Consider the following 12307-nt stretch of genomic DNA (forward strand, 5'->3'; position numbering starts at 1 on the left):
CGAGGGTCCGACGCGTCCACGGACCCGATCGTCGCGAGGTGACCCGAGGTGACGCACCCGCCCGGAGAAGCCCGGCCTGCTGCGGTGGCGGAGTGGTGAGGCCAGATCGTCGACCGGCGGGGTTTGCCGTCCGGGCTGCGCCGTTCATCCTCTCCCCTTCGCCGGGAGCACCCCCCGGTGAGCGTGCCGAGGAGGACCGATGACCGACCTCGAACAGCAGCAGGACCCGAAAGCGGCGGCCGACGGTCGCCGCACCCTCGTCGTGGGCCTCCTCGCCGACCCCGACACGCCCGCGGAGGTCGCGGAGAAGCTGGTGGACGACCTGCCCGACGAGCTCGCCGCCCAGGTCGACCGGGAGATCACCTGGGACGTCCGCACGATGACCCACCCGGTCACCGCCTCGGTGCAGGACCCCGAGGAGGTCCTCGGCGCCGTCGCCGACAAGACCAGCCACACCGACTGGGACATCGGGATCTACATCACCGACCTCCCGATGCAGCACGGCGAGCGGCCGATCCTGGTCGACGTCGATCACCACCGCCACGTCGCCGGGCTCTCCCTGCCCGGCTTCGGGCCGTTCCTCCAGCACCACAAGGTGCGCCACGCGATCGTCCGCCTGGTCGCCGATCTCACCGGCACCGCCGACGCCGGCCTCGAGCACGGGCAGCACAACCCCAGCCGCCTGGGGCGCGCCGCCGCGAAACACCTGCAGCCGGTCCACGTCATCCACGCCGGCGAGGGCCAGCAGACGCGGCGCTACGTGACGAGCTCGTGGCGCGGGCGGGCCCGCCTGCTCGCCGGCATGGTGCGCACCAACCAGCCCTGGCGCCTCGTGGTCGGCATGCGCAGCGCGCTGGCCGCCGTCCTGGGCACCAGTGCCTACCTGACCCTCACCTCCACCACGATCTGGCTGCTGTCCACCCGCCTCGGCACCGGCAAGCTCACCTTGACCCTGCTGGCGGCCATCGCGCTGATGGTCGCCTGGATCATCGGCGCCCACCACCTGTGGGAACGCGCCCGGGACCCGGGCGAGCGTGAGGAGACCATCCTCTTCAACGCCTCCACCGTGCTGACCCTGAGCATCGGCGTGCTGGTGATGGACGTCGCGGTGTACGTGCTCACCCTGCTCGGGTCGCTGTTCTTCCTCGAGCCGTCGGTACTCGGCTCGAGCCTGGGCCGCCCACCGACCCTCGGTGACCACCTTGCGCTCGCCTGGCTCGCCACCGGGCTGGCCACCATCGCCGGCGCGCTGGGCTCCGGGCTCGACAGCGAGGACGCCGTGCGCCGCGCGGCCTACGGCTACCGCGAACGCCAGCGCCGCGACGAGATCGGCCAGGACGACGAGGACGAGGGCACTGAGGCGTCTTCGGGGTCGTCGAGCTAGGTGCGACGCCCTCGAGGGCCTCCCCCGTCGTCCATCCCGCTACGGCGTGAGGACGACCTTCTCGCAGTCGTCGGCCTTCTCGAGGAAGGTGCGGTACGCCGTCGGCGCATCGTCGAGCGGCAGCCGGTGGGTGATGACGAAGGACGGGTCGATGTCGCCGTTGCGGATGTGCTGGAGGAGCTGCGGCATGTAGCGGTGGACGTGGCACTGCCCGGCGCGCATCGTGAGGTAGCGGTTCATGAACGACCCCATCGGGAACTTGTCGGTGAACCCGGCGTAGACCCCGATCACCGACACGATGCCGCCGTTGGCGCAGCTCACGACGGCCTCCCGCAGCACGTGCGGTCGTTCGGTCTCCAGGCCCAGGGCCTGCTTGGTGCGGTCGTAGGCGTGCAGCGCCCCCGCGGCGTGGTGGGCCTCCATCCCCACCGCGTCGATGCACTTGTCCGGGCCGCGCCCCCCGGTCATCTCCGCGAGCGCCTCCGGGACCGACACGTGCTCGTAGTCCAGTGTCTCGGCGCCGGTCTCCTGCGCCAGCCGCAACCGGTGGTCGATGCGGTCGATGGCGATCACCCGTTCCGCGCCGCGCAGGAAGCAGCTCGCGATGGCGAACTGGCCCACGGGACCGGCGCCCCAGACCGCGACGACGTCGCCAGGGCCGACCTCGGCCATGTCGGCGCCCATGTACCCGGTGGGGAAGATGTCGGAGAGGAACAGGACCTTCTCGTCGGGGAGGTCGGACTCCACCTTGAGCGCCCCGAAGTCGGCGAACGGCACACGGGCGTACTCGGCCTGGCCGCCGGGGTAGCCGCCGAGCATGTGGGAGTAGCCGAACAGCGCGGCCGGCGAGTGGCCCAGGAGCTTCTCGGCGAGGCCGGCGTTGGGGTTGGAGTTCTCGCACAACGCGGTCATCCCGCGCTCGCAGGCTCCGCACATGCCGCAGGCGATGGGGAACGGGACCACGACGCGGTCGCCGACCGACAGCTCCTCGATGCCGGGACCGACCTCCACGACCTCACCCATGAACTCGTGGCCGAGCACGTCGCCCTCACGCATCGTCGGGATCAGGCCGTTGTAGAGGTGGAGGTCGGAGCCGCAGATGGCGGTCGAGGTGATCTTCACGATGGCGTCGCGCCGGTTGAGGATCGTCGGGTCGGGAACGTCCCGGACCTCCACCGACCGTTTGCCGGTCCAACAGGTGGCTCGCATGACCGTCTCCTTCCGCGCCCGCCTCAGGCGACCGGCTGGGCCGGCCGCTGGGCGAGCTGCCGGCGGGTGGACTGGCCGGCCGGGCTGCCCTCGGAGCGGACGACCTCTCCGATCTCCAGGACCTGCTTGGAGTGCCGCAGGTCGTCGCGCAGCTGCTGGTTCGGCTCCTCCCCCAGGAGTTTCGCCACCACCGCACCCACGCGGCCGCCGGGCGGGCGGTACCGCAGCTCGACCACGACCTCCGTGCCGCGCCCGCCCGCGGCCTGGAGGAACCGCACCGAGCCCGTGTTCTGCACGTCGGCGTCCTTGACGGACCGCCAGGAGATGATCTCGTTCTCACGGTCCTCCACGATCTCGGCGTCCCCGCGGATCGTCGATCCCGCCGGCCCGGCGGCCTCCCGGTGCGAGCTTCCCGAGCCGTCGGTGCTCACCGGGCGCAGGTGCGCCATGAACTCCGGGAGGTGCTCGAGGTCGCGCCAGTGGCGGTACACCTCCGCCCGGGGACGGTTGACGGTGATGGCGGCGACGGCCCGGACGCCGCTTGCGGCGGCACCGCTGCGCCGGGACAGCCCTCGGGCTGTCATGACGTCCGCGGCGGTCACGCCGGCGAGTGCCGCGAGGCTCCATCCCAGCCGCGCCGGTGCCGCCCCCCGTCGAGCGGCACCGACGGCGAGGGTGCCGACGTCGAGCACGTCGCCCACGACCCGGCTCCACACCCAGCGCGCCGTCCCGCGGCCGCTGAGGATGCCCGCGCCCTGCACCAGCTCGCGGGCCCCGTACAGCGAGGTGACGGCCTGTACGGTCGGCCCGCCCGTCCGGACTCCCGCCAGGCGTGCGACCGCGCTCGGAGCGGCGAGCTCCGCCGACCCGAGCGCCAGGCTGAGCACCCCCAGCCCCCGCGCCAGGTCGTCCGCGGTGTCCCGCCCGGCGGTCCTCCCGCCCGACAGCTCTGCCCTCATGGCACGTCCTCCTCCCGCGTGTGTCAGAGAGGTGGTAACCCGCGCGACCGGGCCGGCGCGTGCGCCGAGCGCGGATCTCGTCCGTCGGGGTCGACGGGGTGCCGGCGAATCCGGTCTGGCGGGTCGAGGTCGCCGGCGGCGGGGTCGCCGCCGTCGACGAGCCGGACACCGGTCCGTGCGCGCGACGAGCACCTGCTCGTCCCCGCAGGCGCATCGCCTCGCGGCGCTCCTGACCGTCCGGGCCGATGCCCGACCGGGCGTTCGACGGGCACGGTTCAGGCCGGCGGTCGCACGACGACAGGGGGCGCAGTGACGAGACACGTGGAGGACGGGGCCGTCGCATCCTCCCCGTCCGATGCCGAGGACGAGACGGACTGGTTCTCGGCGGCACTGCTGGCGTCGGCACGCCGGATCGGCGGCAGCGAGCGGCTCACCGACGCGCTGCCCCGGGTCGCGGAGGGCGCTGCCGCCATGGTGCCGGGTGTCCGTGACGCCGGTGTCGCGGTGCGGCTCCGTGACGAGTTGTCGTGCGCGGCGCACACCACCGAGACGGCGGAGGCCGTCGACCGGACCCAGATCCGGATGGCCGAGGGCCCGTGCATCGACGCGATCGCCGGCGCCGACACCGTGACGCTCACCGACGCGGCCACCGAGACGCGGTGGCCCCAGTTCGTGCCGGAGGCGACCCGGCACGGCGTGCGGGCCAGCCTGTCGGTCCCGCTCAGCAGCACCTCGCTCGTGGGAGCGGTCAACCTCCATCTCACGCGACACGCCCTCGACGACCCGTCGGCGCGGGTCCGGATCCAGCGCTCGGCCCAGATGTTCGTCGCGTTCGCCTCGCTCGCCCTCGGCGCCGCCGACCGGCTGGACGAGCTGAAGGGGGCGCTCGTCCGGCGTGACGTCATCGGACAGGCCAAGGGCATCCTCATGAACCGCTACGACGTGGACGCCGACGAGGCCTTCGACCGCTTGCGGCGCGCCTCCCAGACCACGAACATCAAGCTCTACGAGGTCGCGACCTGGTTGGTCACCTGCCGCGAGCCCTGATCGATCGTCCGACAACGCCCGGGCATCGGCCACTGTCCACGGGGCGAACCGTCGCCAGTGACCGACAGGGATTGAACAGCAGCGATGTAGGGGTAGCCCGGACGGCATGGCTTCCAGAGGTCGTTTCGGGGACAGTCAACCGAACGGTGACGGCGCCTCGTCCGACGGTGGTCCCGACCTGAGCGACAGGCAGGCCCGGATCGCGGTCGAGGCCGCCCTGACCCGTGAGTACCGCTTCCAGCAGAAGCTCAGCCAGGCCCTGACCGCCGACGTCCCGGAGCAGGGGATCGCCGAGGTGCTGCAGGAGCACCTCGGCCTGGACGTCGCCGTGGAGGACCCGTTCGGACACGTTCTCGCTCGCGGTGGGGCGGGCGCCGAGGCGACCTACCCGCGGCTGACCCGCGCACAACGGGACCGCCTGGTCGACGCGGCGCGGCGGATGTCGGGACCGGTGCGGGTGCGGGACCAGCTGGCGAGCGTGGCCGCCTCCCGCGGCACGCTCCTCGGCCTGATCGTCGTCCTCGATCCGCAGGGCACCCTCGAGCCCGACGGCAAGACACCGGAGCTCGACGCCCGCCCCGGCGGCCCGATCGCGGGAGCCCTGCACGCGATCGGTCTCGCGACCGGCGCCCTCACCCTGCACCTGCTGCACCGCCGCCACCTCGCGAGGACCGAGCTGCGGCTGCGCCACGATCTCGTGGAGACGGTGCTGCTCGAGTGCGACCAGGACGGCCTCGAGGCCGAGGTCGACCGGAGGGTCGGACGAGCGTCGGCCCTGAGTCATGACCTCACCGGCCCACACCGCGTGCTGGCCGTGCGCCCCCGTCACGGGCACTGGCCCGACGGCGAGGCCGTCGGCGATCTGGTGGAGCAGGCCGCCCGCAGCCTCGACATGCCCTACCTGGGCACCCTTCGCGGACAGACTGCGATCCTGGTGTGCGGTACCCCCCGCGCGTGGCAGACCGAGAGCGGGTCGGCGACCGCCCCATGGTCGGGACGCCCGACGATGGGGCCCGGCGCGGGTGCGACCAGAACGTCCGAGCCGTGCTCCGGGTCGGCCTGGCAGGCCGTGCACGACGCCTTCACCCACGTCCTGCAGGACGTCCCTGCCGTCGGCGTGGGCAGCTTCGTCGACCGGCCCGAGCACCTCCCCCGGTCGTACCGCGAGGCGATGCAGGCCCTCACGGTCCGCACGCGCCAGGCCGACCCTCGGGGTCTGATCACATTCGAGGACCTCGGTCTCTACCGGCTCCTCGCCACGCCCGAGGGTCGTCGCGAGGCCGGCGCCTTCGTCGAGGACTGGATCGGCAGCCTGCTTGCCTACGACAGCGAGCGGCAGGCCGACCTGGTGCACACCCTCGGGGTCTACCTCGACCAGGGCGGCAACTACGACGCCACCGCCGCGGCGCTGCACATCCATCGCTCGACGCTGCGCTACCGACTCCAGCGCGTCCGGGAGCTGTCGGGGCACGACCTGGCCCACACCGACACGCGGCTCAACCTGCACGTCGCCGTGCGCGCCGCCGTCGTCGCCGACCCGGCGGTCCTGCCCGCGTCGGGGTGAGGACGCGGGCAGGGTGCCGGGTCAGGGTCGGAAGACCGCGCGGACGCAGCCGTCCTCCTTGTTCTTGAACATGTCGTAGCCGTGCGGTCCCTCGTCCAGCGACATCACGTGGGTCGCGAGGTGGCTGGTGCTGATCTCCCCCCGGGACATGCGGTCGAGCAGCATGGGCAGGTACCGCTGGCCGTGCTGCTGGGCGCCGCGCAGGGTCAGCCCCTTGTTCATCAGCGCCCCGAGCGGGAACTTGTCGGCCAGCCCGGCGAACACCCCGAGGGAGAACACCGACCCGCCCTTGCGGCAGGCCATGATCGCCTCGCGGATCGCGGGGGGCCGGTCGTTCTCCAGACGCAGCTGCTGCTTGACCTTGTCGTAGAGGTACTCCGGGCCGTAGGTGTGCGCCTCCTGGCCGACGGCCTCGATGCACACGTCGGGCCCGCGGCCCCCCGTGCGCTCGCGCAGCTCCGCGCCGACGTCGGTGCTGCTGTAGTCGAGGGTCTCCGCGCCGATGTGCGACGCGGTCATGGCCAGGCGCTCGGGCAGCCGATCGATGACGATCACCTGCTCGGCACCGAGCAGCATCGCCGCGCGCGCGGCCATCTGCCCGACCCCGCCCGCCCCCCACACGGCGACCGTGTCGCCCGGTCCGACCCCGCCGAGGTCCGCACCCATCCAGCCGGTGGGGACGCCGTCGGAGGCGAACAGGGCCGACAGGTCGTCGACCGCATCGGGCACGGTGAAGGCTCCGTTGTCGGCGAACGGGACCCGGACGTACTCGGCGTGGCTGCCCATGAACCCACCCATGGCGTGGGAGTAGCCGAAGATGCCGCCGGGATCGGAGCCCCACAGGGCCTGGGTGATGCCGGGGTTGGTGTTGGTGTTGTCGCACAGCGACCACAGGTCGTTGTCGCAGTACCAGCAGCTCCCGCAGCCGATGAACGACACGACCACCACCCGGTCACCGACCTGGTGCTTGGTCACCTCGGGTCCGACCTCGACGATCTCGCCCATGAACTCGTGGCCGATCACGTCGCCGGCCTCCATGGCCGGGATGTAGCCGCCGAGCAGGTGCAGGTCCGAGCCGCAGGTCACGGTGTAGCGGACCTTGACGATCACGTCGTGGGCGTTCTGGATCCGTGGGTCGGGCACCTGCTCGATCGCGAGCTTGTTGACGCCCTCCCAGCACAAGGCCTTCACAGTCGCCCCTCTCCCCAGGCGCGGCGGGTGGCCACGCGCAGTACCTGTCCGGCCGGGCCGGGATGACTCGACCCCGGGCGGGACGGTTCGACGACCTCGCCGCACTCGAGGATCGACTTGGTCTCCCGCAACGCCGCGCGCAGCCGACGGCGCGCGTCGACCGACCCCTCGTCGGGAGCCGTCGGGCGGGCGGCCAGCTCGGTGCCCTTGTCCCCCGGCGCCGGGCGGATGGTCAGCTCGATCTCGTTGCGCATCCCGCTCAGCGGGCCGGAGCCGTCCACCTGGGTCCGGACGTCGTCGGGCTGCCGGTAGACCGTGACCACCAGCCAGCGACCCGCGCGGGCGACGTCCTCGCCCGCGGGTCGGTCGTTGCGCCCGACCAGGCCGCGGAGCGTGTCGATCGCCCGGCCGGCCAGGGCCGTCGGGTCGATCACCGCTCTGCTCATCTGCATACCTCCCGCGCCCCGCTCAGGCGCTCTGGCCGGGGTGGAGCACGACCTTGGTCCAGCCGTCCTCGCGGGCGTCGAAGTGCTTGTAGGCGTCCGGCGCCTGCTCGAGGGGCAGGTCGTGGGAGACGATCCAGGAGGGCTTGACCTTGTCGGCGTGGATGAGGTTGCGCAGGTGGCGGTTGTAGCGCTTGATCGGGGCCTGCCCGGTGCCCATCTGCTGGCCCTTGAACCAGAAGTTGCCGAAGTCGAAGCGGGCCTTGCCCTGCTGGGCCAGCTCGTCGGGGGCGCCGGGGTCCTGCGGGACGAAGACGCCCACGGTGCCGATGCCGCCGGTGAACCGCACCGACCCGACCAGCTTGTTCAAGGTGTCGGCGTTGTCCTCGTTGCCCTGGGGGTCGTGCGCCTGGTAGCCCACGCACTCACAGCCGCGGTCCGCGCCCCGGCCGTTGGTCAGCTCCATGACCTGGTCGACCGGCGAGGCCTTCGAGTCGTCGATCGGGATCGCGCCGATCTGCTCGACCAACTTCAGCCGGTCGGGGTGGCGGTCGACGACCATGACCTGGGCGGCGCCCTTGGTGATGGCCGAGAGGGCGGCCATCTGCCCGACCGGGCCGCCGCCGTAGATGACGATGGACTCGCCGGGCTTCAGTCCGGACATCTCCGTCGCGTGCCAGCCGGTGGGGAAGATGTCGGAGAGCATGACGTAGTCGTCCTGCTTCTCGGTCGCGTCCTCGGGCAGGCGCAGGCACTGGAAATCGCCCCACGGGACACGCAGGTACTCGGCCTGCCCGCCGGGCCAGGGGCCCATGTCGGCGAACCCGTAGGCCGCGCCGGCCATCCCCGGCTCGTTGGCGGTGAGGCAGTAGTTGGTCAGGGTGTGCTCGCAGTTCTCGCAGTGCCCACAGCTGACGTTGAACGGCGCGGAGACCATGTCCCCCACCTGGACCTTGTCGACGCCCTCGCCGACCTCCACGACCTCGCCGAGGTTCTCGTGACCGAAGATGCGGCCCTGCTCGAAGTCGGTGCGTCCCTCGTACATGTGCAGGTCCGACCCGCAGATGTTGGTCGAGGTGATGCGGACCAGGACGTCGGTGGGCTTCTCGATCCGCGCGTCGGGGACGTCCTCGACGTTGACCTGGTGCGGACCGCGGTAGACGACAGCCTTCATGGTATTTCCTCTCGGTCGGACGGGACGGGTCAGGCGCTGGCGGCGGGGGTCCTGGCGAACTGCTCGACGACCGCGCCGCAGAAGGCGGCCATGTCCTGGGGGCCCCGGCTCGTCGTGAACTGACCGTCGACGCAGACCTCCTCGTCGACGACCTCGGCACCGGCGTTGCGCAGGTCGGTGCGGATGCTCGGCCACGACGTCAGCCGCCTCCCGCGCACGCAGTCGGCCTCCGCGAGCGTCCAGGGGCCGTGACAGATCGACGCGACGGGTTTCCCGGACTCGACGAAGGAGCGCACGAAGTCGACCGCGTCGCGGTCGGTGCGCAGCTGGTCGGGGTTCATGGTGCCCCCGGGCAGCAGCAGGGCGTCGTAGTCGTCCACCGAGGCCTCGCCCACCTGGCGGTCGACGGAGAACGTGCCGGCCGGGTCGAGGTCCATCTGCCGGGCGGCGATCTCTCCGTCGTGGATGGACAACAGTTCGGTGCGGGCGCCCGCTCCGTAGAGGGCGCCGCGGGGTGCTTCGAGCTCCACCCGCTCGACGCCGTCGGTGGCGAGGATCGCGACGGTGCGGCCGCGTAGCTCGTCTGCCATGGAGATCGCCTCCTGAGAAGTGACGCAGGGATCGTTCGAGACCGAGGGATGACCGCGCGGACGCCGGCGCAGAGGGCGGGCTCGTGATCCCGTACGCCCGGGGGCACGCCGTCGCGGCGATTCCGACCCGGCAGGTCGAAGACCCGTCCCGCGCCGGGAGCGCCGCCGCCGGGCTGCGGATCGCGCTCGGGACGACGGCACGCGGTGACCTTCGTGCTCGCGCCACAGCGGTCACGTCGGGCGGCACCTCGCGGGAAGGCCCACGTCCCGAAGCAGGACGAACGAGGCACGGACCCGCCCGCCCGGAGGACACCGAGCTCGACAGGGCCCAGTGTGCAGCGCCAGGAGGCCGAGACCGGCCCCCGTCACGTTCGGGCGCGCCGTCGCGCAACAACGCGGTAGATGCCGAGCAGGATCAACGAGCCGACGAGGGCGAGCACCCACGTCCGGAGGTCGAAGAAAGCGCCGAGACCCGTCCCGAACAGCGCACGGCCGATGAACCCGCCGAGGAGGGCGCCGAGGATCCCCAGGAGACCAGTCACGATGACACCCCCGGGGTCGTCGCCGGGCATGACCAACTTGGCCAGCGCACCCACCACCAGCCCCAGCACGATCCACCCGAGAATGCCCATGGTCTGCTCCCGTCGCCGGCACCTCGATCTGTCCCGCCGACGCGCACGCGGACGGCCGGGGGGCAGGCCCCGCGGAGTTGTCCCGCGGGCACTCACGATGCGCCGCCTCCTGGTCGCTCGTCGCGGTCACGTGAGGTCGAGGTCGAGGGACGCCGATCGGCCTGACGTGCGGGGCCCGGTGCGTCAACGGGTCTCGACGAGGGACACGCGAGTGGACAGGAGGACCAGTCCGCGGGGGCGCTGTGCGACGGCGACGAACCGCTCGCACCGTTGGGACGGCGACCTCGGGTGGCGCCACGCGGAACCACTCAGCGCTCCTCGGACGGCTCGGGGCTCGTCCGCCATTCCCAGGCCCTCGGGGAACCCGAAGGGCCGACGACTCGAGATGGGCCGTGTCAGACGCCGTGCAGGTGTAGGCGCGCCCAGCTGTTGTTGACGTAGCCCTTCGGGTTCCAGACGTGCTCGGGGCGCTCGGGCTGCAGCGCCGCCGAGGAATCCCAGGCCCGGGCCAGCACCGTGACCTCGCCGCGCGGGACCTCGACCGTGGCTGACCAGTGGCGCCACGCCCAGGGGCTGAGCTGGTCGGCGAGCCCGGCTCGAGTCCACGTCTCGCCGCCGTCGGTGGAGACGTCGACGCGCACGACAGTGCGGTCTCCTCCGGCGAACGCGTACCCGGTGACCGTGGTCGGTCCGGCGGGCACCTGTGCGCCGTCGTCGGGCGAGAGCACGTCGGAGTTCACCGCGACCAGGCCCAGGGCCACACCGTCTCCCGGCCCGGCGCTCGACGGGTCGACCTCGGGCGGCAGCAGTCGGTACGTGCTGGCCTGGAAGAAGTTGTCCGAGGGCCCGTCCTGCACGGTGATCCGCTCGATCCACTTCACGCTGCGGGCGCCGATGTAGCCCGGGGCGACAACGCGGACCGGGGCGCCGTGGATCGCGGGCAGCGGTTCGCCGTTCATCGACCAGGCCAGCAGGACCTCGGGCATCAGAGCCTTGCGCGCCGGGATCGACCCGCCGTACGGCGCGCCGGTGGCGGGGCTGGTGGCGGTGTCCGCACCGGTGAACGCGACGTCGGTCGCCTCGTGGTGGACGCCCACATGGCGCAGGAGATCAGCGACCCGGACCCCGGCCCAGCGGGCGGTCGCGGTGGCGGCGGGGCCCCACGGCGCCTCACCGGGAATGTCACGGACCTCGATCAGGCCCGCCCTCCGGTTGCCGGCGCACTGCAGCGTGGCCGTCTCGGTGTGCTCGGTGAACAGGCGCCGCAGGTCGTCCAACCCGAAGGTCGCCGGGCGGTCGACCAGGCCGTCGACCCGCAGTGTCCAACCGTCGGGATCGATCTCCGGCACGGAGCCGTGGTTGCGACTGTAGAAGGTGTCGACGGGGGTGGTGTCCTCGCCGGCCAGCGCTCGCCGGGGCGGCTCCGCGTTATAGGGATCGACCTGGTGGACGACCATGTCGTCCCGTTTGCCCCACACCCTGCCTCCTGGCCCCTCAGGGCGTCGCTCAGCCGGCCACGTCGACGTCTTCGCCGCCGCTCGTCCCACACCGGGCGAAAGTGCCGTGGGGAGGTTCCCCTGCCGGTCTGCCCGGCGGCGGGCACGAGGTCGCCCACTCCAACGGGGACGTCTCCCGCGTGGCGTACATGGTCAGTCGCTGGTGTCCTTGTTCTGGTCGATGATCGTCTGGCGCTCGGGGGTGACCCAGAGGATCACGCGTTCGGACTTGATGCCCTCGGGCGGGTAGTCGGTCCCGAGGTATTGGTGCGCGACCTCGTCGATGTGCTCGCGAGCCTCGCTCCCGGTGGTGGTGCGGTCGACGCGCCCGCGGATCTCGGCGTAGCGGTAGGGGTCGGCCTCGTCACGGATCAGCACCGTGATCCGGGGATCGTTCTGGAGATTCTGGTACCGCTTGCGGTGGGTCTCGGTGTTGAGGACCAGCGAACCGTCCTTGATCGCGACCCACAGCACCTGGGTCTGCAGCCGGCCGCTGGGCAGCACCGTCGTGACCGCTGCGAAGTTCTTGCCGTTCGCGAGCTCTTCGGTGACCGGGTGGAGCTGCGGTCCGTTCTTCGTGTCCGCCATGAGGAATCCTTTCGTGTCCGCGCCGCCGGG

At 72.1% G+C, this 12307-nt stretch carries 12 protein-coding genes; 3 read left to right on the forward strand and 9 right to left on the reverse strand.

Translation table 11 applies throughout. From position 1 onward, the window contains the following. The first annotated feature begins 199 nt into the window (after positions 1-199). Positions 200-1384, forward strand: a complete 1185-nt coding sequence (locus tag WCD41_RS28985) for a hypothetical protein (protein ID WP_337718724.1) — start codon at positions 200-202, stop codon at positions 1382-1384. Positions 1385-1423: 39 nt separating this feature from the next. Here WCD41_RS28985 and WCD41_RS28990 read toward each other — a convergent pair whose 3' ends face one another. Both WCD41_RS28990 and WCD41_RS28995 read right to left on the reverse strand, forming a co-directional pair. Then, positions 1424-2593 (reverse strand): zinc-dependent alcohol dehydrogenase, encoded by a 1170-nt coding sequence (locus tag WCD41_RS28990; protein WP_337718725.1) that lies wholly within the window; start codon positions 2591-2593, stop codon positions 1424-1426. Between the two features lie 23 nt (positions 2594-2616). Continuing rightward, complete coding sequence (locus tag WCD41_RS28995; RefSeq protein WP_337718726.1) at positions 2617-3552, reverse strand: SRPBCC family protein; 936 nt, start codon at positions 3550-3552, stop codon at positions 2617-2619. 321 nt (positions 3553-3873) lie between these two features. On the opposite strand from WCD41_RS28995, the gene WCD41_RS29000 reads away from it, so the two are divergent. Together WCD41_RS29000 and WCD41_RS29005 are read left to right on the forward strand one after the other, a co-directional pair. Then, positions 3874-4599: an ANTAR domain-containing protein gene (locus tag WCD41_RS29000; RefSeq protein WP_337718727.1), complete on the forward strand. Its 726-nt coding sequence runs from the start codon at positions 3874-3876 to the stop codon at positions 4597-4599. A 106-nt stretch (positions 4600-4705) separates the two neighbouring features. After that, positions 4706-6163: a helix-turn-helix domain-containing protein gene (locus tag WCD41_RS29005; protein WP_337718728.1), complete on the forward strand. Its 1458-nt coding sequence runs from the start codon at positions 4706-4708 to the stop codon at positions 6161-6163. Positions 6164-6184: 21 nt separating this feature from the next. Here WCD41_RS29005 and WCD41_RS29010 read toward each other — a convergent pair whose 3' ends face one another. The 7 genes from WCD41_RS29010 to WCD41_RS29040 all read right to left on the reverse strand — a co-directional run bounded on the left by WCD41_RS29010 (position 6185) and on the right by WCD41_RS29040 (position 12277). Next, the gene (locus WCD41_RS29010; RefSeq protein ID WP_337718729.1) at positions 6185-7354 is read right to left on the reverse strand and encodes a zinc-dependent alcohol dehydrogenase; all 1170 of its coding nucleotides are present in this window, start codon (positions 7352-7354) and stop codon (positions 6185-6187) included. Continuing rightward, positions 7351-7800: a hypothetical protein gene (locus WCD41_RS29015; protein ID WP_337718730.1), complete on the reverse strand. Its 450-nt coding sequence runs from the start codon at positions 7798-7800 to the stop codon at positions 7351-7353. Before WCD41_RS29015 ends, WCD41_RS29010 begins: the two co-directional genes overlap by 4 nt. 22 nt (positions 7801-7822) lie before the next feature. Continuing rightward, positions 7823-8971, reverse strand: coding sequence for a glutathione-independent formaldehyde dehydrogenase (locus tag WCD41_RS29020; protein WP_337718731.1), 1149 nt, complete (start codon positions 8969-8971; stop codon positions 7823-7825). 29 nt (positions 8972-9000) lie between these two features. Beyond that, complete coding sequence (locus WCD41_RS29025) at positions 9001-9561, reverse strand: type 1 glutamine amidotransferase domain-containing protein (RefSeq protein ID WP_337718732.1); 561 nt, start codon at positions 9559-9561, stop codon at positions 9001-9003. Positions 9562-9926: 365 nt separating this feature from the next. Then, positions 9927-10193, reverse strand: coding sequence for a GlsB/YeaQ/YmgE family stress response membrane protein (locus WCD41_RS29030; RefSeq protein WP_337718733.1), 267 nt, complete (start codon positions 10191-10193; stop codon positions 9927-9929). Between the two features lie 395 nt (positions 10194-10588). Continuing rightward, on the reverse strand, positions 10589-11671 hold the full coding sequence (locus WCD41_RS29035; protein WP_337718734.1) for a sulfite oxidase: 1083 nt from the start codon (positions 11669-11671) through the stop codon (positions 10589-10591). A 171-nt stretch (positions 11672-11842) separates the two neighbouring features. Then, entirely contained in the window at positions 11843-12277 is a 435-nt protein-coding gene (locus WCD41_RS29040) for a PPOX class F420-dependent oxidoreductase (protein ID WP_337718735.1), read from the reverse strand. Between the last annotated feature and the right edge of the window lie 30 nt (positions 12278-12307).

Source organism: Actinomycetospora aeridis, assembly GCF_037400275.1.
GTDB classification, from domain to species: domain Bacteria; phylum Actinomycetota; class Actinomycetes; order Mycobacteriales; family Pseudonocardiaceae; genus Actinomycetospora; species Actinomycetospora aeridis.